The organism is Streptomyces sp. NBC_01506, from assembly GCF_045040295.1.
Taxonomy (GTDB): Bacteria; Actinomycetota; Actinomycetes; order Streptomycetales; family Streptomycetaceae; genus Streptomyces.
In genome coordinates, this window is the sequence record NZ_CP109422.1 from 8,506,527 (window position 1) to 8,531,988 (window position 25,462).

Annotated in this window: 22 protein-coding genes and 1 pseudogene; 12 read left to right on the forward strand and 11 right to left on the reverse strand. The window is 69.9% G+C overall.

The genetic code is table 11. The features are described 5' to 3' along the window. Positions 1–61: 61 nt before the first annotated feature. Positions 62–1,183, reverse strand: coding sequence for an aminoglycoside phosphotransferase family protein (locus tag OG329_RS38210; protein WP_405801388.1), 1,122 nt, complete (start codon positions 1,181–1,183; stop codon positions 62–64). 231 nt (positions 1,184–1,414) lie between these two features. Between OG329_RS38210 and OG329_RS38215 the strand changes: the two genes are divergently transcribed. After that, entirely contained in the window at positions 1,415–2,905 is a 1,491-nt protein-coding gene (locus tag OG329_RS38215; protein ID WP_405801389.1) for a hypothetical protein, read from the forward strand. On the opposite strand, the gene OG329_RS38220 is transcribed toward OG329_RS38215, so the two are convergent. The 3 genes from OG329_RS38220 to OG329_RS38230 all read right to left on the reverse strand — a co-directional run bounded on the left by OG329_RS38220 (position 2,902) and on the right by OG329_RS38230 (position 6,959). Further along, positions 2,902–4,308: a PP2C family protein-serine/threonine phosphatase gene (locus tag OG329_RS38220; RefSeq protein ID WP_405801391.1), complete on the reverse strand. Its 1,407-nt coding sequence runs from the start codon at positions 4,306–4,308 to the stop codon at positions 2,902–2,904. The genes OG329_RS38215 and OG329_RS38220 overlap by 4 nt on opposite strands. A gap of 189 nt (positions 4,309–4,497) precedes the next feature. Beyond that, entirely contained in the window at positions 4,498–5,955 is a 1,458-nt protein-coding gene (glsA, locus tag OG329_RS38225) for a glutaminase A (RefSeq protein WP_405801393.1), read from the reverse strand. Positions 5,956–6,146: 191 nt separating this feature from the next. Next, entirely contained in the window at positions 6,147–6,959 is an 813-nt protein-coding gene (locus OG329_RS38230) for an endonuclease I family protein (RefSeq protein ID WP_405801395.1), read from the reverse strand. A 379-nt stretch (positions 6,960–7,338) separates the two neighbouring features. Between OG329_RS38230 and OG329_RS38235 the strand changes: the two genes are divergently transcribed. Further along, on the forward strand, positions 7,339–8,214 hold the full coding sequence (locus OG329_RS38235) for a family 16 glycosylhydrolase (protein ID WP_405801396.1): 876 nt from the start codon (positions 7,339–7,341) through the stop codon (positions 8,212–8,214). A gap of 15 nt (positions 8,215–8,229) precedes the next feature. Here OG329_RS38235 and OG329_RS38240 read toward each other — a convergent pair. Further along, a pseudogene (locus OG329_RS38240) lies at positions 8,230–9,162 on the reverse strand (IS5 family transposase). A 440-nt stretch (positions 9,163–9,602) separates the two neighbouring features. On the opposite strand from OG329_RS38240, the gene OG329_RS38245 reads away from it, so the two are divergent. The 4 genes from OG329_RS38245 to OG329_RS38260 all read left to right on the forward strand — a co-directional run bounded on the left by OG329_RS38245 (position 9,603) and on the right by OG329_RS38260 (position 13,493). Beyond that, on the forward strand, positions 9,603–10,940 hold the full coding sequence (locus OG329_RS38245; RefSeq protein WP_405802226.1) for a ricin-type beta-trefoil lectin domain protein: 1,338 nt from the start codon (positions 9,603–9,605) through the stop codon (positions 10,938–10,940). Between the two features lie 207 nt (positions 10,941–11,147). Further along, the gene (locus OG329_RS38250; RefSeq protein WP_405801398.1) at positions 11,148–11,912 is read left to right on the forward strand and encodes an SDR family NAD(P)-dependent oxidoreductase; all 765 of its coding nucleotides are present in this window, start codon (positions 11,148–11,150) and stop codon (positions 11,910–11,912) included. A 27-nt stretch (positions 11,913–11,939) separates the two neighbouring features. Further along, positions 11,940–12,443: a 2,4'-dihydroxyacetophenone dioxygenase family protein gene (locus tag OG329_RS38255; protein WP_405801400.1), complete on the forward strand. Its 504-nt coding sequence runs from the start codon at positions 11,940–11,942 to the stop codon at positions 12,441–12,443. An 81-nt stretch (positions 12,444–12,524) separates the two neighbouring features. Continuing rightward, positions 12,525–13,493 carry a LysR family transcriptional regulator gene (locus OG329_RS38260; RefSeq protein ID WP_405801402.1) on the forward strand — a complete coding sequence of 323 codons (969 nt, stop codon included), beginning with the start codon at positions 12,525–12,527 and terminating at the stop codon, positions 13,491–13,493. 181 nt (positions 13,494–13,674) lie between these two features. Here OG329_RS38260 and OG329_RS38265 read toward each other — a convergent pair whose 3' ends face one another. Continuing rightward, positions 13,675–14,607: a LysR family transcriptional regulator gene (locus OG329_RS38265; RefSeq protein ID WP_405801403.1), complete on the reverse strand. Its 933-nt coding sequence runs from the start codon at positions 14,605–14,607 to the stop codon at positions 13,675–13,677. Between the two features lie 234 nt (positions 14,608–14,841). Between OG329_RS38265 and OG329_RS38270 the strand changes: the two genes are divergently transcribed. The 3 genes from OG329_RS38270 (at position 14,842) to OG329_RS38280 (ending at position 17,886) form a co-directional block, all read left to right on the forward strand. Further along, positions 14,842–16,182: an MFS transporter gene (locus tag OG329_RS38270; protein ID WP_405801404.1), complete on the forward strand. Its 1,341-nt coding sequence runs from the start codon at positions 14,842–14,844 to the stop codon at positions 16,180–16,182. 89 nt (positions 16,183–16,271) lie between these two features. After that, the gene (locus OG329_RS38275; RefSeq protein WP_405801405.1) at positions 16,272–16,928 is read left to right on the forward strand and encodes an RraA family protein; all 657 of its coding nucleotides are present in this window, start codon (positions 16,272–16,274) and stop codon (positions 16,926–16,928) included. Positions 16,929–16,932: 4 nt separating this feature from the next. Next, positions 16,933–17,886 (forward strand): sugar kinase, encoded by a 954-nt coding sequence (locus OG329_RS38280; RefSeq protein ID WP_405801406.1) that lies wholly within the window; start codon positions 16,933–16,935, stop codon positions 17,884–17,886. A gap of 298 nt (positions 17,887–18,184) precedes the next feature. Here the strand turns inward: OG329_RS38280 and OG329_RS38285 are convergent, their stop codons facing one another. The 4 genes from OG329_RS38285 to OG329_RS38300 form a co-directional block, all read right to left on the reverse strand. After that, a complete protein-coding gene (locus tag OG329_RS38285) occupies positions 18,185–19,495 on the reverse strand; it encodes an amidohydrolase/deacetylase family metallohydrolase (protein ID WP_405801408.1) in 1,311 nt (436 codons plus the stop codon). 124 nt (positions 19,496–19,619) lie between these two features. Then, positions 19,620–20,090, reverse strand: coding sequence for a RidA family protein (locus tag OG329_RS38290; RefSeq protein WP_405801409.1), 471 nt, complete (start codon positions 20,088–20,090; stop codon positions 19,620–19,622). Positions 20,091–20,219: 129 nt separating this feature from the next. Continuing rightward, a complete protein-coding gene (locus tag OG329_RS38295; protein ID WP_405801410.1) occupies positions 20,220–21,818 on the reverse strand; it encodes an aminotransferase class V-fold PLP-dependent enzyme in 1,599 nt (532 codons plus the stop codon). Positions 21,819–22,086: 268 nt separating this feature from the next. Further along, positions 22,087–22,566 (reverse strand): hypothetical protein, encoded by a 480-nt coding sequence (locus OG329_RS38300; RefSeq protein ID WP_405801411.1) that lies wholly within the window; start codon positions 22,564–22,566, stop codon positions 22,087–22,089. A 319-nt stretch (positions 22,567–22,885) separates the two neighbouring features. On the opposite strand from OG329_RS38300, the gene OG329_RS38305 reads away from it, so the two are divergent. Continuing rightward, the gene (locus OG329_RS38305; protein WP_405801412.1) at positions 22,886–23,413 is read left to right on the forward strand and encodes an SRPBCC domain-containing protein; all 528 of its coding nucleotides are present in this window, start codon (positions 22,886–22,888) and stop codon (positions 23,411–23,413) included. Between the two features lie 9 nt (positions 23,414–23,422). Here the strand turns inward: OG329_RS38305 and OG329_RS38310 are convergent, their stop codons facing one another. Further along, positions 23,423–23,995, reverse strand: coding sequence for a DUF4352 domain-containing protein (locus OG329_RS38310; RefSeq protein WP_405801413.1), 573 nt, complete (start codon positions 23,993–23,995; stop codon positions 23,423–23,425). A gap of 144 nt (positions 23,996–24,139) precedes the next feature. Here OG329_RS38310 and OG329_RS38315 point away from each other — a divergent pair, with 144 nt between their 5' ends. Together OG329_RS38315 and OG329_RS38320 are read left to right on the forward strand one after the other, a co-directional pair. Next, the gene (locus tag OG329_RS38315; RefSeq protein ID WP_405801415.1) at positions 24,140–24,895 is read left to right on the forward strand and encodes a VOC family protein; all 756 of its coding nucleotides are present in this window, start codon (positions 24,140–24,142) and stop codon (positions 24,893–24,895) included. 126 nt (positions 24,896–25,021) lie between these two features. Continuing rightward, positions 25,022–25,384 carry a VOC family protein gene (locus OG329_RS38320; RefSeq protein ID WP_405801416.1) on the forward strand — a complete coding sequence of 121 codons (363 nt, stop codon included), beginning with the start codon at positions 25,022–25,024 and terminating at the stop codon, positions 25,382–25,384. The last annotated feature ends 78 nt before the right edge of the window (positions 25,385–25,462 follow it).

A 25,462-nucleotide genomic window follows, 5' to 3' on the forward strand; every position in this document is an offset into this window, starting at 1 on the left:
CCGGACGGGCTTCAAACCCGTCCGGCGCTCCAGGACACCCGCATTCTGCCCCGCGGCACGATCAGCGCGTGCCGACCGCGGCCCGCACCGCCCGCCGGGCCATGGCGCAGTCGTCGTGCAGCCGCCGCAGCAGCAGCCGCTGCTCCTCGCCGGTCGGCGCCGTACCCGACTGGGGCTGGTTCGCCCCGCCGGCGGGCGCCTCGCGCATGGTGCGCTGCACCGCCGTCTCGTACTTACGGATCTCCGCGGTCAGCACGAGCATCAGATTCACCAGGAAGGCGTCCCGCTCCGCCGTACCCCTGACCCGTGCCAGCTTGTTGATCTGCTGACGCGCCGCCTGGTTGTTGCCGAGCACCATCCACAGCGTCGCCAGGTCGTACCCCGGCAGATACCAGCCCGCGTGCTCCCAGTCGACGAGCACCGGCCCGGCGGGCGACAGGAGCATGTTGGACAGCAGCGCGTCACCGTGGCAGAACTGCCGCTGGCCCCCCCGCCCCAGCCCGTGCAGCAGCTTCTGGACATCCCCCAGATCCCGGTCGGTGAACAGACCCAGCTCGTGGTAGCGGGTGATCCGGCGCGCGTAGTCGAGACCGGGACCGAACACGTCGCCCGGCGGACGCCAGGTGTTGAGCCGGACCACGGCGCCCAGCACGGCCCGTACGTCGGCGCGCGGGGGAGCCTCGACCGGGTGGCGCGACAGGGCCGCGGCCCTTCCGGGCATCCGCTCGACGACCAGGGTGCAGTTGTCGGGATCGGCGGCGATCAGCCGGGGCACCCGCACCGGCGGCCGGTGGCGCACGAACGAGCGATAAGTGGCTATCTCGTGCTGGAAGCTCTCCGCCCACGCGGTCGACCGGTCCAGCAGACACTTGGCCACCGCGGTCGTCCGCCCGGTCGTGCCGACCAGCAGCACCGAGCGGCCACTGCGCCGCAGCACCTGCACGGGGTTGAACTCCGGACAGATCCGGTGCACCGAGGCGATGGCCGTCCGCAACTGCGCGCCCTGCGTGCCCGACAGGTCCAGCCTTCCGCCGAGCGGCCCGTTGGCCGCCCCCGTCCACCGCCGGCCCCGGCCGGCGTGGGTGGGATCGAGATACGGTCCGCCGCCGGACGCGGGGGGCCGCGGCTGTCGGGACGGGGCGGACACGGAGGACGATGCTGTGTACGACGACGCTGTGTACATGGGCGAACGGATCCCTTCGTGTACCGACGAATTACCCGCGCCGCCCGCCCCGGCGGTCCTTTCACACCCTGGGGAATGTGTCGGACTGCCGGGCCGGGGTGGCGCGTTCCTACACGACACCCCGCCACGGGTGGCACACCATCTGGCGCACCCTGGCGAAGCCTGGCGAATAGTCGCCAGGCATCTGACGGACCGTTACTGTCAACTCAGCCGAGAACCTGGGGGCTTGACGTGACCGGAGAACCCAACACCCGCCTGTCGGACCTGTTCGGCCTCGCCGGCTGGTCCAAAGGCGAACTCGCGCGGCTGGTGAACAGACAGGCGGCGGCCCTGGGCCACCCCCAACTGGCCACCGACACCTCGCGGGTCAGACGCTGGATCGACATGGGGGAGATCCCACGCGATCCGGTACCGAGGGTGATGGCGTCTCTGTTCACCGAGCGGCTCGGTCGTGTCGTGACCATCGAGGACCTCGGGTTCGTACGACACGGACGCGCGGGGAGACGACGGGACGCCGGGAGCGCACTGAACCCCGACGCCCTGCCTTGGGCGCCCGACCGGACGGCTGCGGTCCTCACCGAATTCACGGGAATGGACCTCATGCTCAACCGACGCGGCTTGGTGGGCGCGAGCGCCGTGCTCACCGCAGGCTCCGCACTCACCAGTTCCATGTACGACTGGCTGCACACCGACCCCGCCCTGACCGCCGACGCTCCCCGCAGCGCCGATCCCCTGCACGCCGACCCCGTCGGGTACGACCGCTACGAGGCCGCCCCCATCGGGTCCCAGGAGATCGACGCGCTCGAGCACTCGGTCGACGTGTTCCGGGCCTGGGACGCCGCCCGAGGCGGCGGTCTCCAGCGCAAGGCGGTGGTGGGCCAGCTCAACGAGGTGGGCGGCATGCTGTCGTACCGTCACCCTCCCCATCTCCAGAGGCGCCTGTGGGGCGTCGCTGCCAACCTGGCGGTGCTCGCCGGCTGGATGTCGCACGACGTCGGCCTCGAACCCACCGCCCAGAAGTACTTCGTCATCGCCACCCACGCGGCGCGCGAGGGCGGCGACCGTCCGCGCGCGGGCGAAGCGCTCTCCAGGGCCGCCCGGCAGATGGTTCATCTGGGCCGGCCGGACGAGGCGCTGGATCTGATGAAGCTGGCCAAGTCCGGTTCCGGGGACGAGGTGCTGCCCCGTACCCGGGCGATGCTCTGCACGATCGAGGCATGGGCACAGGCGTCGATGGGGCGCGGCCAGGCCATGCGCCGGACCCTGGGCGAGGCGGAGGACCTGTTCGTCTCGGACAAGGGCGATGTGCCACCGCCGAGTTGGATGCAGATGTTCGACGAGGCGGATCTGCACGGCATGGAGGCACTGGCCTTCCGTACTCTCGCCGATCACGAACCGGCGGCGGCGGCCATAGCGCAACGGCATGCCAAGCAGGCGATCGAGCTGCGGCAGGACGGCCGTGAGCGGTCGATGATCTTCGACTATCTCTCCCTGGCCTCGGCCTGCTTCATCGCGGACGATCCTGAACAGGCCGACCGCTACGCGCGGTTGGCACTGGTGTCGATAAGGGAGACCTCGTCGCACCGGACCTGGGACCGGCTGCGGGAGATGTACCGGCTCACCGGTCAGTACGGGACGCACGCGGGGGTCCAGGACCTGCGCGAGGAGATCGACGCGGTCCTGCCGAACATCGCGAAGAAGCCGAGGAGTTCGGAGATCTAGCCGATCCTGGCCACCAGGACACACGCGTCGTCCTCGCGTCCGGTCTCACCGAACTCCTCGACGACCGTCCTGACACCGTCCTGCGCGTCACGTGCCCCGGTCAGGCGTGGCCCGAGCGCCAGGAGCCGGTCCACCCCGGTCCGGTCCGTCAGCCTGCCGGTGTGCAGCACCAGCAGATCACCGGGCAGCAGTTGGATCTCGGCCTGTTCGTACGCGGCACCCGATGTCGCGCCGAGCAGGACACCGTCCAGCTCGGTCAGCGCGCGCCCCGTCCCGTCGCGGAACAGCAGCGGGGCGGGGTGTCCCGCCTGCGCCCAGACGAGGGTGCGGGTCTTCGGGCGATACCGGCAGCAGACGGCGCTGCCGAGCGCGGGCTGATCGGCCGTGTCCAGGAGCTGGTTGAGATGGCCCATAAGCGCGCCCGGTTGCACGCCCGCCACCGCCATCCCGCGCTGGGCTCCGAGGAGCATCGCCATCGTGGAGGCGGCCGTCACCCCGTGGCCCGTCAGATCACCGACCGTCAGCAGGGTGTTCCCGTCGGGCAGCTTCAGCGCGTCGAACCAGTCGCCGCCCACCAGAGCGCCGCCCGCCGGTGGCAGATAGTGGCCCGCCAGCTCCAGGACGCCCGGCTCGCTCTGCGGGGACTGGAGGGACCCGCGCCACGACGGCAGCACGGCCTCCTGCAACTCGACCACGAGCCGCTGTTCGCTTCTGGCCGTCCGCTCGCGGCGCCGGAGCGTGTCACCCGACTCGTGGACGGCGCGCTGACTGCGGCGTAATTCGCTGACGTCCCGCAGCACCGCCCACATGGAGGCGGTGCAGCCGTCGGAGTCGAGCACCGGCTCGCCCATCATGTGCAGCGTACGCACGCGCCGGTCGGGCCTGATGACGCGGAACTCGCTGTCGATGGGCTTGCCGTCGACAAGACACTCCGTCACCAGCGCCTGGAGCAGGTTCTGGTCCTCGGGGACCATCACGGACGGCAGCTCGTCCAGGGTCATCGGACCCTTCCCGGGCGGCCGGCCGAAGATCTCGTACAGCTCCGGGGACCAGATGACCCCGTCGGTGAGCAGATTCCACTCGGCGGTGCCGACCCGGCTCAGCAGCGAACCGGACTCGTCCCCGGCGTCCGCCGCCGCGTGGGACGGCGATTCGGCCTCGCCGCCGGGCAGCCCGTTCTTGAGCTGTCCCAAATGGGCGCCCAGATCGTCCAGTTGGTGGACCGCCAGATCACAGAGCGCGCGCTGCCAGCGCCACCGCGTGTCGTGATCGTCCGCCACGGTGTCCCTGCGCACGGCGTCCACGTCACCGCGCAGGCTGCGGGTGCGTGTGATGAGGGATTCCACCACGCCTCGCTCCGGCGGCTGCGGCGCGGGGCGGTCCGCGAACAGATGGGACGGCATCTCGAACTCCGATGCAGGCGTGGCACTGCCAGATCTGAAGGGTGGACCGTTACGACTGTTGCACAGGCTGCTATGGGCCGTAAGGGATTCGGCAACACTCGATCCGGTGGTGCTTCGGGCATATGCCACAGGCTGGGCAAGTGACCTACCGTTACCGGCGGGTTCTTCCGCCCGCAGCCGCGCCTGTCGTCAGGCGTCGCCCTCGCTCTCGCCGCTTTCTCCGCCTTCTCCGCCTTCCCCGCCTTCGCGGTCGAAACGGGCGGGCCCCTTCTGCCGGTTGATGCCCGCCGAGAGCAGCGCGTCCTCGCACCGGCCCACCGCCAGGTCACGGGACGGCACCTGCCGCCACGCCTCGTCGCCACCGACAGTGGCCCCCTCGGCGTGCGGTGCCAGGTCGCCGACCACCGTCACCTGGTGCCCGGCCGCCGAGAGCCGGGTCAGCGCCTCCCGCAGCATGCCTTCGGCGAACGGCCGGATCTCCGACACCTCCTCCAGATCGAGCACCACCCAGCCGGGCTCCGCGGGGACGACGGTGCCCAGTTCGTGCAGCAGCCGCTCCGCCTCCGTGAAGTCGAGGACCCCCTGGGCGGCGACGATCGCGACGTTGTCGCCCGCGCGCTCGATCACCTCGCGTTCGGCCTCGCTGCGCGGCCGGTTCGAGGGCGCGGTCCGCGCGGTCTCCGCCAGCGTCACGGTCGGCGCGGTGCGCGAGGACCGGCGCATCAGGTGCAGACCGAACCTCTCCGACAGATCGCGCAGCACGGCCACGCCACGTACCGGAGTGCCCGTGGCGTCCAGCGGCGGGCTGTGCACCGCGAGGCCGAACCGGGCGGGGCTGGCGGCGATCAGCCCGCCCGACACACCGCTTTTCGCCGGGAGTCCGACCCGTAGCAGCCAGTCGCCCGACGCGTTGTACATCCCGCAGGAGGCCATGAGCGACAGCACCTGCACGGCCACCGGCTCGGGCACCACCGCCTCGCCGGTCGAGGGATTGACACCGCCGTTGGCCAGCGTCGCGGCCATGACCGCCAGATCGGCCGTCGTCACGCGCACCGAGCACTGCCGGAAGTACGTCTCCACACCGCTCGGCCCGCCGGGCAGCGACCCGGCGCCGTGCATCAGATACGTCAGGGCCCGGTTGCGGTCGCCGGTCTCGGACTCAGACGCGCGGACCGCCTCGTCCACGTCCAGTCGCCGTCCGGCGAACCGGCCCAGACAGTCGAGGATCCGCCCGAACCGCTCCTCCTCGTCCGCTCCCGGTACGAGCGCGGTCGTGACGATCGCCCCGGCGTTGATCATCGCGTTCGCCGGCCGTCCGGTGCCCGGCTCCAGGCTGATCGCGTTGTACGCCTCGCCGCTGGGCTCGGTGCCCACCCAGCGGGTCACCTCGTCCAGTCCCAGCTCGGCCAGGACCAGCGCGTACACGAACGGCTTCGACACCGACTGGAGGGTGAAGGGCGTGTCGACACCGCCCGACCCGTAGTGGTTGCCGCCCATGCTGGTCAGCGCGATACCGAAGGTATGCGGATCGGCGGTGGCCAACTGCGGGATGTACGAGGCGACTTCGCCCTCGTCCAGGGAGGCGAGCCGGCGCTGGAGCTCCACCAGCGCGCCGGTGACGACATCGGTGGCCGAGACAACTGTCACGGACGACCTCCAGTGGGGTTGTCTGCGGAGCGCCCCGGGGCAAGCCGAAGCCCCCGGGCGAGGATTCGATCATCCCCCGCCCGGGGGCTCCGACCAGCATTCCCCGATGGGGGCGCTTGGAGTTAACGCCACCCACTCAAGCACTCGGGCCGATCACGTCCGGGGAGGCCGCGCCGTGCCACCAGGCGGTGTCACCAGATGGACTCGGCCCATTCGGGGTGGTCGATGAACGGGTTGCGGTTGTGCTGGAACTGGCTGTATATGACGTCGTTGCGGCGCTTCTCGAACGCGTCCGGCGGGTCCTCGTCGTTCCACTGCTTCAGCACGGACAGCCGTCCCATCAAGGGGGCCGAGCCGTTGTTGACGCGGTCGTTGGGCTCGAGGTCGGCGAAGGCGTCATTGCCCTCGTAACGGACCGCCATGTAGAGGATCATGCGGGCGACATCGCCCTTGACCGCGTCACGCGGCTCGTACGAGTCGCTGTCGGTGAGGTTCCCGGGGGCGCCGCTGACCGGGCTGCCGCCGTTGTCGAAGTCCTTGTTGCCGCGGATGCCGTTGACCTGTACGTCCTCCGGGCGCAGATGGTGGATGTCGGTGCCGGGGCCCTGCGACGTACCGAAGTCGCCGTGCGACTGCGCCCATACGTGCTCGCGGTTCCAGTCACCGACGTTGCCGCCGTTCTTCGACTTGGCGCGCGAGGCGCCGCTGTAGAGGAGGACGACGTTGGCGGAGTTGGCCGGGTCCTGGTCGGTGACCTTGAGCGCCTCCCAGACGGCGCTGTACGAGAGCTTCGTCTGGCTGCTGATGATGCCGTGCAGCGCGGTCTTGAGCGCGGGCCCGGTCTTGCCGATCGCGCCCTGGTAGTACGTGTCGTCCAGCGCGGCGAATTTGGTGGTTGCCGGGGGTGTGGCGGCGGGAGCGGCGGCGGCGCTGCCGGCCAGCACCGCGGCGGCGGCGATCAGGGCCAGCAGTGGCCGCACGGCGGGAAGGTGACGACGGGACATATGGGGGTGCCCTCTCGATCAGGAGATCACCGCGCGTAGAACCGAAGGGTGGGACGGCGCGCGCGGCGGTCATGCCGATGTGACGTATCCGCAGGAGCCTTCCACAGCATCTGTGACGCTGGGGTGAATGCTCCGCGACTATCATGTGCAGGTCAAGAATCCCGCCGGTGCCGGGAGTTGACCTGGGGGGCGCCGCGCTGCGCGTTCACATGGGTGGGCCGAAAACACACTGCTGATAATTTTGGTCCATACCAACTCCTTGACGGACTCCCTGTGGCTGCCTTAAATCAAGCATTGAAATAAGCACCGCGGCGCTTCGTCCCGCCGGCGGTTCTCAGCAGCACCTGTCATACGCATGCCCCCCACGCAAAGCGATGTGATGACCGTGACCGTGTTCAAGGACTGGCGGCGCCGTACGGCGCTGTACACCCTCGCACTTGTGTGTGCCTCCGGAGCCGTGGCCGCCGTGCCCGCCGGAGCCTTCGCCGCACCGGACCCCCACTCCGCCGCGGCACCCGCAGCCATCAAGTTCGAAGACAACTTCGACGGCCCGGCCGGAGCCGGCGTCGACGGAGGCAAGTGGCAGATCGAGACCGGCGACAACGTCAACAACCATGAGCGGCAGTACTACACGTCCGGGAACAACAACGCCCAACTCGACGGGCAGGGCAATCTCGTCATCACCGCCCGCAAGGAGAACCCCGGCAACTACCAGTGCTGGTACGGCACATGTGAGTACACCTCGTCCCGGCTGAACACCTCGGGCAGGTTCGACTCCGCGTACGGCCGCGTCGAGGCCCGTATGAAGATCCCGCGCGGCCAGGGCATCTGGCCCGCGTTCTGGGCGCTCGGCAGCGACATCGGCCAGGTCGGCTGGCCCAACAGCGGCGAGATCGACGTCATGGAGAACGTCGGCTTCGAGCCCGGCACCGTCCATGGCACGCTCCACGGCCCCGGCTACTCCGGCGAGGGCGGTATCGGCGCGGGCTACAGCCTGCCGAACGGTGAGGCGTTCGCGGACAAGTTCCACACCTTCGCGGTCGACTGGTCGCCCAACTCCATCACGTGGTCCGTCGACGGCAACGTCTACCAGACCCGTACGCCCGCCGATCTCGGTGGCCGCCAGTGGGTGTTCAACAAGCCGTTCTTCCTGATCCTCAACCTCGCGGTCGGCGGCTACTGGCCCGGCGACCCCGACGGCAGCACGGTCTTCCCGCAACAACTCGTCGTCGACTACGTACGCGTCAGCGGCTAGGGGGTGTCCGGTCGATCATGTTCGGAGCCAGATGGTGAGGGCTGCGGCGGTTGCGGTGCCGAGGTAGACGTAGCGGCGTTTGTCGTAGCGGGTGGCGACCGCCCGGTGCTGCTTGAGGCGGTTGATGGCCCGTTCGACGGTGTTGCGTTTCCTGTACCGGTCTTCGTCGAAGCCCGGTGGCCGTCCGCCGCGTGAGCCTTTGCGCAGGCGGGCGGCCTGGCTGTCGGTCTTCTCCGGGATTGTGTGCCGGATACCGCGACGCCTCAGGTATTCGCGGCACGGCCCGTTGCTGTAAGCCTTGTCGGCCGCGACGCTGTCAGGCGTCTTGCGGGGCCTGCCAGGCCCGGTCTTCGGGATGCGGATCTTCTCCAGGACCGGCTTGAACTGGGTGCAGTCCGCTCCCTGACCTGGTGTGACGATCAGGGACAGCGGGCGGCAGCGGCCGTCTGCGCTCAGGTGGAGCTTGGTGGTGAACCCGCCGCGTGAGCGGCCCAGGCCCTCACCTCCCGCACCACCTCCACCAGGCGGGCGTGCAGACTCTGCCAGGCGGTTTCGCCCTGGTGTTCTGGACCGTCGCCCCCCTTTGAGGCGGGTGCCGGCGGCGGGTCGGTGCGGGCGCCGGCCGCGTGCTGATGAGCCCGCACGATGGTGGAGTCGACCGAGATGTCCCAGTCGATCTCACCCGCCGCATCCGCGGCGGCCTGGACATGCTGGAGCAGACGCTCCCACGTCCCGTCGCCCGACCACAGCCGGTGCCGTTCGTAGACGGTCTTCCACGGGCCGAACCGTTCGGGCAGGTCACGCCACTGAACACCGGTCCGGACCCGGTGCAGGATCCCGTCGATCACCTGCCGATGGTCCCCGCCACCTGCCACAACGCCCGTTGCTGACTGGCAGGAACGGCCGCAGCCGTTCCCACTCGGCATCACTCAGATCACCCCGCCCCATGCCCACACCAACGACCCGGACATGAACCAGTCACATGATCGGCCGGACAAGTCCTAGGGGGTGTCTTGTCGATCAGGCCGGATCAGGGAGCGGGGTCTGGTGCGTCCGATCGCAAGGCGGAGGAGGGAGGCATGGCGGAGCCATGCCGACCGACGACAACGCGGCGAGTGTGCGTGCCACGGATCGCGAGCCCGGCAAGATCGGCAAGACACCCCCTAGGACTCCCGTCTGTCTCCACGTCTCAAGTCCCATGTGCCGGACGGGCTCAGTGCTCCGTTCCCGGGTGCCGGGCAGCGCGTTGCCGCGCCTGTCCGGCACCCCGGGGGCGAACCGGCCACCGGGCGGACCCGGTGAGCCGCCCCACCAGAAGTGGACGGTGACCTCGTATGACCGCCTCGTTCAATCCCTGGAAGCACCTCAGACCCCTCGCCCTGCTGGCCATGCCCCTCGTGGCCGTCGCCTCGACCATGAGCGTGACGCCCGCGACCGCGGCCGTCGCCGCCGTGGGGACCATCACCGGTCTCGGCGGCAAGTGCGTCGACGTGGCCGGTGGCAGCTCGGCCGACGGTGCCGCCGTACAGCTCTACGACTGCAACGGCACCGGCGCCCAGCAGTGGGACGTCGCCTCGGACGGTACGATCCGCGCGCTGGGCAAGTGTCTTGACGTCAAGGACGCCGGCACGGCGAACGGCTCCGTCCTCCAGCTCTGGTCGTGTACGGGCGCCGCCAACCAGAAGTGGACCGTCTCGGCGGCCCGCGACATCGTCAACACCCAGGCGAACAAGTGCCTGGACGCCACCGGCAACAGCTCCGCCAACGGCACCAGGCTCCAACTGTGGACCTGTACCGGCGCCGCGAACCAGAAGTGGACCGCGCCCTCCGGCGGTAGCGACCCGGACCCCGGCGGCGCGCCGATGGCCGTCGCGCCGTACATCTACAACGGCTGGGGCAGCCCGCCCAGCCCCACCACCGTCCAGAACGCGACCGGCGTGAAGTGGTTCACGCTCGCCTTCGTCCTCAGCAACGGCTACTGCAACCCGCAGTGGGACGGCGGCCGGCCGCTGACCGGGGGAGTGGACCAGCAGACCGTCAACACCGTCCGCGCGGGCGGCGGCGACGTCATCCCCTCCTTCGGAGGGTGGAGCGGCAACAAACTGGAGAGCTCCTGCGGCAGCGCGGGTGAGCTGGCCGCCGCGTACCAGAAGGTCATCAACGCGTACGGCCTGAAGGCGATCGACATCGACATCGAGGCCGCCGCCTACGACAGCCCCACCGTCCAGCAGCGCACCGTGGACGCGCTCAAGACGATCCGGGCCAACAACCCCGGCATCAAGATCTACATCACCTTCGGCACCGGCCAGAACGGCCCCGACACCAGCCTGATCAACCGCGCGGCCTCCTCCGGTCTCACGGTGGACAGTTGGACGATCATGCCGTTCAACTTCGGCGGCAACGGCCAGAACATGGGCACGCTGTCCGTCCGGGCGGCGGAGGGTCTGAAGACCGCTGTCAAGAACGCCTACGGCTACGGCGACGACGAGGCGTACCGCAAGACCGGCATCTCGTCGATGAACGGTGTCACGGACGTCGGCGAGACCATCACCGTCGCCGACTTCCGCACGATCCTCGCCTACGCGCAGCAGCGCCATCTCGCCCGGCTGACCTTCTGGTCGGTCAACCGTGACCGGCCCTGCACCGGTGGCGGGGCCGACACCTGCTCCGGTGTGAGCCAGGCGGCGTGGGACTTCACCCGCGTACTGGCGCAGTACCGAGGCTGACACGTTCGTACCCGCCGACCGCCCCGGCCACCGTCTTCCGACGGTGTCCGGGGCGGTTCGCGTGTGCGGGCCGGCCGGGGGCGGGCGGACGCGTGCCGCCGTAATCGAATGGGGGTCATCCTCGTCCCGCATGATCGAAGGCCCCGTGCCGCCAAGGCTGTTGGAATCGGATCCGTAGCGTCGTGTTTGCGTGCGAAGGGGATGGCAGTGAGCGAGGACCACCTTGCGGAGCCCGTCGATGACGACGGACGGCACGACGAGCGACACCGCGAGCGGCGCACGGTCGTCGTCACCGGCGGCACCAGCGGCATCGGCGCGGCCGTCGCCGAGCGCTTCGCCGCCACCGGCGCCCGGGTGATCGCCGCCGGGCTCGACGCCGCCGGAGCGGCCGGACGACTGCCCGACACGGTCAGCCGCGTCGAGATCGACCTGACCCGCGCCCGGGATCTCGAGGACTTCCTCGGCGGCGTCGAACGGCTCGACGTCCTCGTCAACGCGGCCGGCGTGATCGTCCGGGGCGGTGAGTACGACCCCGAGGTCTTCGCCCGCGTCCTCGATGTCAACCTCACCGGCACCATGCGCGCCTGCGTCGCCTCGTACGACCTGCTGCGCCGCTCGGGCGGCTGCATCGTCAACGTCGCCTCCATGCTGAGCTTCTTCGGCGGCCCCAAGGTGCCCGCCTACACGGCCAGCAAGGGCGGCGTCACCCAGCTCACCAAGGCGCTCGCCGTCGCCTGGGCCGCGGACGGCATCCGTGTCAACGCCGTCGCGCCGGGCTGGATCCGGACGGCCCTGACGGCGGAACTCCAGGCCGACGACGAAGCGGCCCGGCGGATCATCGGGCGTACCCCGATGGGGCGTTGGGGCGAACCGGCGGACGTCGCCGGCGCCGTGACCTTCCTCTGCGGCCAGGACGCGCGCTTCGTCACGGGAGCCGTGCTCCCGGTGGACGGCGGCTATCTCGCCGCCTGACCCCCCACTACCCGAGAGGAGAGAACCATGACCGACCCCCGAGGCCCCGTCATCCCGCTGTCCACCATGGTGCCGGAGGAGATCGCCGTCGCCGCCCTGCCCGACGACGACCGGATCTGGGTGCCCCAGGCCCCCGACGTATGGTTCCGGCCGCTGATGTTCAACACCGTCACCGGCCAGTGGTGCAATCTGCTCAAGGTCACCGCGGCGGGGATCGTTTCCCGCCACCGCCACCCCGGAGTCGTCTTCGGTTACGTCATCAAGGGCAAGTGGCACTACCACGAGCACGACTGGGTCGCCGAGGCCGGACACTTCGTCTACGAGCCCCCGGGCGAGATCCACACCCTCGCCGTCCCGGAGGACTGCGACGAGATGATCACGTTCTTCAACATCACCGGAGCGATGGCCTACGTCGACGACAACGGGATCCAGACCGGCTACGAGGACACCTTCACCAAGATCGACATGTGTCGTGCCCACTACACGGAAAATGGCCTCGGCGCCGACTACGTGAATCGGTTCATTCGCTGAGGAAACCCGCCATACCCCCCGTGACCTGCCCGGTAGGCTCCCTCACCTAGGTGACGACCTAGGTGAAAAGGACGGGGACTCATGGACATCGGGAGCGTCTACCACTACCGGATCGACTGGATCGCCAGCTTCGTGGCCGTGGCCCACCACGGCGGATTCTCCGCCGCGGCGAAGGCCCTCTACCGCTCACAACCCAGGGTCAGCAGCCATGTCGCCGAGCTGGAACGGCTGCTCGGCACCCGGCTGCTCGACCGCTCCGTACAGCCCGCGGTCCTCACCCCCGAGGGCCGCGGGCTGCTGCCGCACGCCGAGGAGATCCTGCGCCGGCTCAACGTCCTGGGCGATCTCACCGGAGGGACGATTTCCGGACAGGTCAGGCTCGGGGCGTACCCGAGCGCGGCCTCGTACCTCTATCCGCTCGCCGTACGAGCCCTGCGGGTCACCCATCCCCAAGTGCGGCTCGTGCTGCGCGAAGGACCCAGCATCGCGCTCGGCACCGATCTCGTCAGTGGCGACCTGGATCTCGCGATACGCCCCCTTCATCCGCTCATCAACTCCGACCTGGTGGCCAGTCGGGTGCTGTGGCGCGAACCCCTCGTCGCCGTCTTCCGCGCGGACCACCCGCTGGCGCGCAACGGCTCCGTACGCCTCGCGCAGACCGCGATGCTCCCGGTGATCAGCATCGGTGAGAGCGGCGAGGGCCAGGCCCGTCAGTACGAGACCAACCTCGCCTTCGCCAACGCCGGGCTCAACCCGGTCATCGCGGCCCGCACGAACCAGCCCCAGACCCTGATCTCCCTGGTCCGCCACGGACTTGGCGTCGGCGTCACCAACAGCCTCGCCATGACCACGGCCAACACCGAGGGCGTGACGCTCGTCCCGATCTCCGACCCGCAGTGCGAACGCGCCGTCGCCGCCTGGTGGCGCGCCGGACCGGTCGTCTCACCCGCCGTCGAGGCCGTGCGCGAGGTCGTCGGGAAGCTGCCCATGCCCCAGTGGCCGTGGAGCGAGGACGCGGGCAGCGAACGCGCCGCGAGAGCGGGCCGGTGAAATCCGCGGTCGGCCGGTGAAATCACCGGCCGACCGCCGGAGCGCCGGCCCAATCTCACGTAAACGCCCATTCCGCACGTCTTTCGCACCTCTTTCGCCGCGACCTCCGCCGTACGCACGCCATTCGTTTTCCGAATGCCGCACCACCGGAATCCGAATTACCCCGGCAGGGGCTCGCGGATTACGACAGGCGCTGTGTACCGGGCGGAACGGGCGCTTCGAGGATTTCTCGCAACAGCGTACGCGCCGCCGGAATCAGCGGCCGGTTCGCGTCCCAGTGCACCGCCACCCGGCGCCCGCACGGGGCGTCCAGACGCCGTACCGTCACGTCCCTGGTGTCCGCCGTCGAGACCGCGAGATGGTTGGTCACCCCCACCCCGAGCCTGCTGCGGACGAGCGAGACGAGCGTCTGCGGCTGGTTCGTCGCCTGTACGGCCTCCGGCTCGAAACCCTGCTCACGGAAGACCTTGTACGTCTCGAAACCGGGCACGTCCGGTGAGCCGAGCCGCCCGATGGTGATCAGCGGATACGCCGCGACGGCCGCCACCGGAAGCGGATCGGGCAGCTCGTCCAGCGGGTGACCCAGCGGCAGGACGACCGCCAGGGACTCCTGCCACAGCGCCCGCAGCCGCACCGTGTCACCGACCGGCGGCGCCATGGGCCGCAGGTAGATGTCTATTTCACCGTGCGACAGCGCCGAGTCCAGCTCCAGCGTGGACCGTTCGACAAGCACCACCTTGATCGCCGGCCGGCTCACCGCCAGATGCTCCAGCAGACCGGGCACGAACGCGGCACTCGCGCTCGGATAGCTCCCCAGCGTCACCACCCCCCGGGCCGAGTCGCGGCGCGTGGCCATCGCCTCCTCGGCCGTCCCCAGCCGGTACAGAATCGCGCGCGCGTGACCGGCCAGCACCTCCCCGGCCTCCGTCAGCCGCACCGGCCGCTTGCTCCGGTCGAACAGCGGCACACCGGCCTCCCGCTCCAGCGCCGCCACATGCATGCTCACCCGCGGCTGGGAGCGGTGAACCGCCTCGGCGGCGGCACTGAAACTCCCCGTGTCGATGACACCGAGGAATGAGACAAACCATTCGAGACGAACTTCTGGTCGCAGCATGCCTCTTGCTGTACGCGAGCGAGAAGCGGGCAACAAGGTCCGGCCACCGAAGCGAATGAGCCGCAATCCGTTTTCCGAATACCCGTATGTGCAACTCGCCCTTCACGCCGGGGACAACGGGCTCATACGCTCACGCCACTACCGGATCAACGCGGAGTCCCCACCTCCCGCCCGGCGACCCATGACTCCTGCCACTGCTCACGTGCACGGACGACGCACGTTCGAGGAGCATTCATGACCGTATCCCCACCAGTCCCGGGCACACCTGCGGGACGCGTCAGATGGACGATGATCTGGCTGGCCTTCGGGGCCGTCACGATCAACTACATGGACCGCGCCAATCTCGGCGTGGCCCTGCCCTACATCACCGAGGACCTGGATCTCTCCAAGACCGCGACCGGGCTGTTGCTCGGCGCGTTCTTCTGGACGTACGCGGCGTTCCTCCCCGGCGCCGGCTGGCTGGTCGACCGCTACGGACCGCGCCGGATGATGGCCTTCGCCGTCGCCGCCTGGTCGATCGCCACCATGTTCGTCGGCGCGGTCACCGGATTCCTGGTGCTGCTGTTCGTACGCCTGCTGCTCGGAGCCGTCGAGTCGCCCGCGTACCCGTCGAGTTCACAGATCGTCGCGCGCTGGTTCCCGGTGCGTGAGCGCGGCATGGCCGCCTCGATCTTCGACAGCGGCGGCCGGGCGGGCACCGCCTTCGCGCTGCCCGTCACCACCGTGGTGATCGCCTGGCTCGGCTGGCGCGGCTCGTTCGTGGCCGCCGGAGTCGTCGGCCTCCTCTTCACCGCCTTCTGGCTGAAGTACTACCGCGACCCCGACGAGCACCCGAAGCTGAGCGCCGAGGAGCGCGCGTACATCAGGGAGGGCGGCGCCAAGGTCGCCGACTCGACGGTGCCCGCCATGCCCTGGAAGGAGCTGTTCCGCTACCGCACGGTGTGGGGCATGGTCCTGGGCTTCTTCTGTCTGTCCTTCGTGCTGTACTTCTTCATCACCTGGTTCCCCTCGTACCTGGTGGACGAGCGGGACTTCGACCTGCTCAAGCTCGGCTTCTTCGGCATGATCCCGGCACTGGTGTCGATGCCCGCCCAGTGGCTCGGCGGCTGGGTGCAGACCCGGCTGATCAACCAGGGCCACACCGTCACCTACGCCCGCAAATTCCCCATCGTCATCGGGCTGATCCTCTCCTCGGTGATCGTGCTCGCCGGAGTCGTGGAGAGCGCCTACCTCGCGCTCGCGCTGCTCGCCGTCTCCCAGGCGTCGCTCTGCTTCGCCGCGTCCAGCCTGTGGGCACTGCCCGCCGACGTCGCGCCGACCCCGGCCAACGTCGGCTCGCTCGCCGGTATCCAGGGCTTCGCCTCCAACACCGCCGGAGCGCTCAGCCCGGTGGTGGTGGGCGTCCTCCTCGACGCCTTCGGCGGCTCGTACTTCGTACCCCTCGCCGTCGCCGCGAGCGTGTCACTCCTCGGCGCCCTCGTATACGGCGTCGTCATGAAGCACGTCGTGCCGCTCGGCACCGAGCCGGCGAAGGCCGTGAAGGGCGTGCCCACCGCGCCCAAGAGCCCCGCCTGACGGTCGGGGCCTTCGAGCCGTCCGTTCCCGCCCCTTGTTCCCCCGGAACCCGCACCCCGGAACCCGGGAAAGAGACTGGAGAAACCCCTATGACCAGCTACCCCGAGGCGACCCTCGACGCCTACCGGTCCCTCGCCACCGCGTCCGTCGCGGACGCCGTCGAACAGCACGGCGTCCGCGGTTACCTCGAAGGAGCGGTCCACCAGGTCGCACCGGGCGCGCGGACGCTGGCGGGACCGGCGGTGACGGTACGTGAGGTGCCGGACCCCGAGCTGGAACCGCCGGTGCACGCGCTGGCCGCCATAGACGACTCCCCGGCCGGCAGCGTGGTGTGCATCGACGCGGGCGCCGCCGACGTGGCCGTCTGGGGCGGGCTGATGACGGCGGGCGCCGTCGCCAGGAAACTGGCGGGCTGTGTCCTGGACGGCGGGGTGCGCGATGTCACCGAGATCCGCAGGGACTTCCCCGACTTCCCCGTGTACGCCCGCCACGCGGTCCCGGCCACCACCCTGGGGCGCTACCGCACCGTCTCGCTCAACGAGCCCGTCGTCCTCGGCGGAGTGACCGTACGCCCGGGGGATCTGATCGTCGCCGACCGCGACGGTGTCGTCCGGGTACCGCGAGCGCTCGTCGACGAAGTCCTCGCCACCGCGGTGGACATCGAGAACCGCGAGAAGGAACAGACCGCGCTCATCCTGTCGTCGGGATCGCTGCGCGACGGCCTCGCCAAGTACAACCGGATCTGACGCGATGCCGGCCACCGACCCCGCCGTGCTCTCCATGGGGGAGCCGCTGCTCGAATTCAACGCCGCCGCCGAGGGAACGCTGGAGAACGCCGCCGCCTTCCACGTAGGTTTCGGCGGCGACACCTCCAACATGGCGATCGCCGCCCGCCGTTCGGGCGCGAGCACCGGCTACGTCACCCGCGTCGGCGACGACGCCTTCGGCCAGGCGCTGGCCGAGTTGTGGCACCGGGAGGGCGTCGACACCACCCATGTCGTCACCGAACCGGGCGGCGCGACCGGCATCTACTTCATCACCCGGCACGGCGACGGGAAGCACGCCTTCACCTACCGCCGTGCCGGGTCACCGGCGAGCCGCCTGTCTCCCCCGGACGTACCGGGGGAGGCGGTGGCCGCCGCCCGGCTGCTGCACATCAGCGGCATCACGCAGGCCATCGGCCCGTCCGCCTGCGACGCGGCCTTCCACGCCATGGAGATCGCCCGCGCGCACTCCACGCTCGTCTCGTACGACCCCAACCACCGGCCCGCCCTGTGGCCGGCGGCCCGCGCCCGCGCCATCGTCATGCGCAGCGCCGAACTGGCCGACATCGTCCTGCCCAATCTTCAGGAGGGCCGACTTCTCACCGGCGCAAGTGAACCCGCCGACGTACTCGCGGCGTTCGCGGCGCGCGGACCCGCGATCGTCGCCCTGAAGATGGGCGCCGACGGCGTCCTGCTCGGCGAGGGAGGCCGCACCACCCATGTGCCGGCCCACCGGGTCGTGCCCACCGACGCGACCGGCGCCGGTGACACGTTCGACGGCGCGTTCGCCGCCCGACTGCTCGACGGCGACTCACCGCTGGAGGCGGCGCGCTACGCGGTGGTCGCCGCGGCGCTCACGACCACCGGCCACGGTGCGGTGGGCCCGATCCCGGACCGGGAAGCGGTCCTTCGGGCGGCGGCGGGTGGCCCGCCGGGCTAGGCCGTGGCTGTCCGAAAGCGCCGTGCGGGCCGCGTATGCGGCCCGCACGGCGCTTTCGGCGTTCCACGAAGCCCCGCCACCGCTCTGCCCGGTGGCCGCTTGTCCTCAGTCGCCGGACGGGCTGCTGTGCTCTGTCCTCAATCGCCGGACGGACTCAATAAGCCCATCCGGGGCCTGAGGACAAACGCGGCCCCCTACGACAGCCACCCCTCCCCGTAGGGCCCGTTGGGCGGAAACGAGCAGAGCCGCTTCCGACCTTCACGGTCGGAAGCGGCTCTGCTCGTTTCTCTCGGGCCGGCTACGGCGCCGCGTGCTCGGTGGCCGACTTGTTGCCCACGGCGCCCGGCTTCCACGCCTTCGCCGCCTTGCCGTTGAGGTCCCACACGACCTCACCCGCGCGCACGGTCAGCTCCGTCACCAGCTTCTGAGTGCCGTCGACCCGCAGGCCGAAGCTGTCCGTGTAACCGAACTTGCCCTTCTCCAGGTCGAAGACCGCTATGTCGGCCGGCGCGCCGACGGACAGATTGCCGAGGTCCTTACGGCCCAGGGCCTGCGCCGGCTTCCAGGTCGACGCCTCGATGACGTCCTTCAAGGGCATGTCCATCGTGAGGAACTTGGACATGACGTTCGACATGTCCTTCATGCCGCCGTTCATGCTGGTCACATGCAGGTCCGTGGAGATGGTGTCGGGCCAGAAGCCCTCCTTCTTCCCCTCCATGGCCACGTTCCAGTCGAAACTGCCGCCGCCGTGGCCGACGTCGAACAGCACGCCGCGCTCACGCCCCGCCTCGAGGGCGGGGTTGAGCTTGCCGTCCTCGCCCAGTTCGCCGCGCAGACCGGAGTAGACGTGCGAGTAGATGTCGCCAGGCCGCAGCTTCTTGGTGAGCAGTTCCTCGATGGTCCGCTCCTTGGCCGACCCGAAGTCGATCATCGCCGGGATGCCCGCGAGTTCGCCGGCCTCCACGGAGCGCTCCACCGGCGCCCAGGACGGGCCGTCGTAGTGCGCGGTCTTGATGCCCCGGATGATGTCCGGGTACTTCTTGGCGACCGCGGCGGCCTCGGCCGCGTTCATGTTGTCGAGGTCCTGCTCCTTGGCGCCGCCGGCCATGCCCTTGCCGACGATGTTCAGCATCGACAGCACACGGGTCTTGGACGTGTCGACGATGTTCTTCTTGAACAGCTCGAAGTTCTCCCAGCCCGCCGAGCCGGTGTCGAGCGCCGTCGTCACCCCCGACCGGAAGGTGAATCCGTCCGGCGGTACGCCGAGGACGCCGTTGGAGTAGGCGTCCTCCGGGCCCCGGAACAGATGCGTGTGCATGTCGATCAGACCGGGGGTCAGATACTTCCCCTTGACGTCCACCGTCTGCTTGGCGCGGGACGGGTCGATCTTCGATCCGACGGCGGCTATCTTGCCGTTCTTGACGGCGATGTCCATGACCCTGTCGCGGTTGTTCTTGGGGTCGATGACATGGCCTCTGCGCAGCAGAAGGTCGTACGTTACGGCGGACGCCGAGGCGTCCGAGCCCGCTGCCGGGTCGTCCGAGGACTGACCGGTGGCGCTGCTGGCGGCCGATGCGCCCACCACGAGGGTGAGAACCGCGGGGAGCACGGCCCAAGGGGCCCGTGATCTCAGTGACATGCCAACCCCAATTTCGTCCGGTGATGCGATGTACGAGCGGTAGTGGTGCGAGCGGTAGTAGTGCGAGCGGTGGTCGTGCGTTCTGCGGCGGGGCTCATCGCACGGCGATGCAGTCGATCTCGACCAGGGAGTCCCCGGGGATACCGGCCTGTGCGGCGATCGTGGTGCGTACGCCCGGCTCGGGGCCGAAGCGGCCGAGGAAGACGGCGTTCATCCCGGCGTAGTCGTCAAGGGAGTTGAGGTAGACGTTGACCTTGAGCACCCGGTCCATGGACGATCCGGCGGCCTCGAGATACTTCTCCACCTCGTTGAGCACATGCTCGGTGTGGGCGGTGATGTCGCCCTCGAAGTGCGCGCCGATGCCCGAGATGAAGACCAGGTCGCCATAGCTGACGACCGGGCTGAACAGCGGGTTCTCCGGCGGCTCGCCCCCGCCGGGGTAGTGGATCTCCTTCTCGGGCTTGGGGCGCTTGCGGTCCTCGGTGGCCTTGACGGCCAGTGCCGGGGTCGCGGCCACGGCCGCCACCACCGGAGCCTTGCGGATGAAGTCCCTGCGGTTCGTCACGTGTCCTCCTTGGTCCGTGCCCGCACGCGTGCGGGCACGGAACGTCAATGGGATTGCTGCTGAGGGGAGTTGAGAGTGAGGGGGAGGCCGAAAGCGCGCGGCACCCCGGCCGGGCGGGGAGCGCGTGGCTCAGCCGCCGCGCTCGGCCTTCCAGGTGGCCTTCAGGTACTCGCCCATGTTCAGCTCGCCGCTCATCGAGTCGCCCTTGAGCGTCCCGGTGAACGTGAAGTCGAGCGAGTCGCCGGACGATTCGCTGAGCGTGCTGTGCACGGTCACCGTCTTGCCGCTGACCGATCCGGTCGCCTTCCTGGACACGTACTCACCGGTGTGGGTGCCGGTGATCTCGGCGCCGTCCTGCGTGAGTTCCAGCTTGTGGGCGGTCGAACTGCCCGCCAGATACTCGATTTCGAGCGTCCACTCACCGGTCGCGTCGACCGATGGCGGGCGCGGGGCGGCGGGCGGCGCGGGCGGGTCGGTGAGTATCCGCACGAGCGCGTCGGCGATGATCTTCTCCTCGCCGGGCTGGAGCATGTACGGCGTGATCGACACCCCCGTCCGCGCCGGGTCGTCGCTGCCCGCGGTGTTGATCGCGATACGGGTCTCGGCCTCGTACAGCGTGTCCACCACGGTCCGCCCGGACACACCGAGCCGCTTCTCGTCCCAGGTGATCGCCAGTGACGGGGTGCGGTTGGACAGACTGTCCGGCTGGGTGACCCGAGTCTTCACACTCCCGATCGCGGAGACCCGGCGGGAGATGGTCTTCAGCCAGGACTCCCACCGCGCGTACTCGGCGTCGTGGTCGCGCTGGACCCACATCTCGACCGCGGCCAGCATGCCCATGGCCTCTTCCTTGCCGACCTTGTAGCCCCGGCCGACGCCGTGGTGGGGCGCGCTGCTGACCCACGCGGCCCGCACCAGATCCTCCCGGCCGAGCAGCAGACCGGCCGACTGCGGGCCACGGATGGCCTTGCCGCCGCTGTACGCGACGAGGTCGGCGCCGCGCTCCAGATGCACGTTGGGGATGGTCAGGATCTCGGCGGCGGCGTCGACCAGCACCGGCACGCCCTCGGGCCCGGCGATCGACGCGACGACGTCCGTGGGGAGTTCGCTCTCGTCCACCCTCGGCCCGGCCATGATGTAGATCAGCGCGGTCTGCGGGCCGATGGCCCGCTTCAGCTCGTCGGGTGTCGTCACCTCGACCACTTTCAGGCCGACCAGGCTGACCGCGGCCTCGTACACATTGCGCGAGTGCGCCGGGATGATCACTTCGGTCTTCTGGAAGCCCGTCAGGTCGGGCAGTCGTACGTGCAGGTCGGGATTGCCGCCCGAGACGCACGCCGAGGCGGCGTGGGTGAGCGCGGCGTGACAACCGGACGCGACCAGGCCGTGCTCCGCCTTGGTTATCTTCGCCAGCCGCTTGCCGACCGCGTCGGCCAGCTCGTCCAGATGTACGTACTGTCTCGCCGCCGCGTCGATCGCTTCCCGCACCTCGGGCAGCATCAGCGAGCCGCTGATGATGGTGTAGGTGCCACGGCCGTTGATCAGCGGTCGTACGCCGATCCGCCCGTAGACGTCCTTCGCGGGCTTGCCGGCGGCTGCCGCCGTCCCCCCGGTGGACTGCGCCAGAGCCTCGGTCGCGCCGCCGAGCAGCGGCCCCAGCGAGAGGACACCGCCCGCCACGGCGCTGCGTTGCAGAATCGCACGACGGGAAAGAGCATTAGTTGGCATTCCGGCTCCCGTGTCGCCTTGTGGGTCAATGTGGCCACCACGGTAAGGAGATGGGAGGCGGGTGTTAAGAGCATCTTCCTGATGGAAGTATTCGTTATCCGGATTGGGGTCTGACCTGCGGTTTTAAATAATTCAGACTGAGCATTGAACAATGTGCCGACGGATTACGTACGGGGTGGGGGAGTGGCCGGTATTTCGATCCCGAGAACAGCAGGTAACAGCCGGGACTCGCCCGGAGAAGGCGCGGAAGGCGGCCGTGCGGCCCGGCTCAGGGAGCCGGTTCCACTTCCAGGAAACGTCGGCGGCGAGGGCCCCGGTAGAGCAGGGCCTCCCAGCCCAGCGGGGCCAGGGCGGCGGCGCAGACGGTCAGTTGGCGTTCCTCGTCCTGGGCGGCGCCGCTGCCGTGCGGGCCCAGCCACTCCACCCGTACCGTCCCCGGCCGTTCACCTTCGGCGACTCGGAATCCCGTGGACGTACGCCGCCCCTCGTCGTCGACCGCCGAAGGCGCGACTCCCGCCGCCTCGAGCGCCAGGGCGATGGCGCGCACCGGTTGGTTCCGCTCCCAGGCGGCCGGTCTGGCGGCGGGATCGGGCGCGGTCGTGTTGGTGAGACGGCGGATCTGCACGAGGCCGCCGAAGGCGACCTTGACCTCGGCGGCGCGAGCTTCCGGTCCGAGGGGGGACGGCGGGCCGTCACCGGTCGCGGCGGCGAAACCGCCGGGCCGTCCCGCGTCCCCCTGAGCCGTCATGTCTGAACAGTAAAGGAGCCCCGACCGGACGGGGGAGACCGGTCGGGGCCGTTTGTGCGGGGTGCGGACGGCGGTCGCCTCGCGGCGATGGGCTCCACAGGGCTTCAGCCGAACGATCTTCCCTGCGGGCATTTCTTGATGGGGCCCGGGGACACAGTTCCGACCACACCCACGCTCATCTCAACGGCCACCGCTCGTCGAATGTTCCCGCGCCGCTCCGGGGCCACTGTCAGTGGCGGGTGATAGACCGGAACCGGTCGAGCGGCCCGGTCGAGCGGCCCCGGCCGGCTGTCCGGCTGTCCACAGAAGGAGACCCCTCATGTCTGAGACCCCGACCCCGACCCCGACCGGCAGGCTGCTGCGCACACCCGAGGGAGTCGACCTCGTCCTGACGCGCGCGTTCGCGCTCCCGGTCGAAGAGGTGTGGGCGGCCGTCACCGAGCCGGCGCGCACCGCCCGCTGGTTCGGCCCGTGGGAGGGGGACGGCGCGCCCGGCGGCACGGCGCGGGTGCGGATGGTCTTCGAGGAGCAGGAGCCCTGGATCGAGCTGCGCGTCGAGGCGTGCGAGGCACCGTACCGGCTCGTCGTCTCGACGGCCGACGAGGCGGGCGCCTGGAATCTGGAGCTGAAGCTCGCGGGGACGTCCGCCGGGGCGGTGGACGTCCCCGGCGGTACGGAGATCCAGCTCATCCAGCACCGTGAATCGGCGGCGGGTCTCGGCGAGATCGGCGCGGGCTGGGAGGTACTACCTGGACATGCTCCGCGCCTCACTGGACGGCACCCCGCAGCCCGCGTTCGAGGACTACTACCCGGCGCAGAAGGCGTATTTCGAAGGGCTGACGGCTGAGTAGACCCCTCACAGCGCCCAGTCGGCCGAGGCCGCCGACGTACGCGTACGGCCGAACTCCAGCGTGGTCAGGGCCGCGTCCGCCGGCAGATCGAAGACCAGCCACCCGCGCGCCGACCGCCCGGCGGTGAGCGGCACGGGCCAGGTCATGACCGGCCCGACCGTGAGATCGGCCGACGCGGGCAGCGGTACATATCTGCGGCCGTGCGTGTCCACGGCCGTGAAGCTGTGCGGTACGTCGTGCCCGTACGGCCGCGCCCCCGCGTTGCTCACCTCGGCGAGGACGGCGACCCACTTCCTGCCGTCGGCGGCTCGCGCGCCCTTCGCCCTGGACGCCTCGTCCACGACGGCGGTCACCGCCAGGGCCAGCATCGCCTCGTCGTGACCGTCGGGATGGTTCACGAGCACGGTGTCGCCCAGCAGTACGGCGGTCCGGGCGGGCCGTACGGTCCGGGCGGAACGCCCGTCGTCGGACTCGGTGTCGTGCGACCCGGTGACGCAACCGGTGAGGATGCAGGCGGCACCGACGGCGAAGGCGACAACCGTCCGGCCGAGGGGGCGGCGCCCCGATGAGCGTTTCATGACCGAATGATGGGGCGACCCATCGTCTGTACGCCGCTCATCCGCAGGTGTTTCTAGGACATCTTCTGTCCTGGATGGTGCCTACGTTGGGGCCGTCGCGCCGAAGCCGCGCGAAGCCCGAGCAGGAACACGAAGGAGCGGATCATGAGCGTACTGAGCGGCAACCAGCCCGAAGGCACCCCCACGTGGATCGACCTCAGGACCCCCGACCGGGACGGCGCGCTCGCCTTCTACCAAGGGCTTTTCGGCTGGGAGTACGAGCCGTACCCCACCGGTGAGGGCGCGGGCACCGTCTGTCTGCTGCGCGGCCGGCCGGTCGCCGGGATCGTCCCGGATCCGGACCGCACCGCCGCCGTGTGGACCATGTACTTCGCCACCGACGACTGCGACGGCACGGCCCGGCGCGTGACGCGGTCGGGCGGCCGGCTGATCGAGCCCCCGGCGGACCTGGCCGACCATGCCCGTACGGCCGTCGTGACGGACTCGGTCGGCGCCCGGTTCGGCCTGTGGCAGGGCCGCTCGAGGCTCGGCAGCGAGATCGTGAACGAACCCGACTCGCTGATCCGCAACGACCTGATCACCCCCGACCCGGAGCCGGCCCGCGCCTTCTACACGGCGCTGTTCGGCTTCACGCTGGACGGCAACAGCGAATTGCCGGAGCTCGACTTCACCTTCCTGCGCCGCCCCGACGGGCACGAGATCGGCGGGATCATCGGCAGTTCCGCCGCTCCCACCTCCGCCTGGGGGACGCTGTTCGCCGTGGCCGACACCGACGCGGTGGCACGGCGCGCCACGGAGTCCGGCGGCTCGTCCACCGAGCCCGAGGACACCCCGTACGCACGCATGGCCACGGTCACCGACCCGGCGGGCGCCGTCTTCTCGGTGGGCACGGCACCGTAGCCCGCTCGCGCGGCGAGTGCCACACGGCGAGAATCAGCGGGGGACGGTCCGCGGCCGACCGATGAGTCGCGGGCCCTCCGCCGGTCACCAAGGGGAGATCATTCGGCCATCAGCAGGAGGAAACGCATGTCTGCCACGATCCAGACCTTGGTCATCACTCCCTCGATCGACCGGCTGCTGGTGTTCTACCAGGGACTGCTCGGCGCCGTGGAGACGTCACGCACCCCCGACGAAGGCCCCGTGTTCTTCATCAACCTGCGGGTCGGCGATTCCGACCTCGGGCTGGTGTCGGACGCGGACGTCGAGCTGGGCACGGCGCAGCGGATGCTGCTGAGCGTCGACGTCGCCGATGTGAACGAGCTGGTGGGGCGCGTCGAGGAGCTGGGCGGGGAGGTGCAGGGGCCCGCCAACGACATGCCGTGGGGCCAGCGGGTCGCCCATATCAAGGACCCGGACGGCAACGCCGTCAACCTCACGCAGCAGATCTGAGAAGACCTGCGCCCCCTCCCGCCTGCCCCGTCCGCCCCGTTCGCCTCCTTCGATCGTGCCGCGCGGCCCGACGTAGCA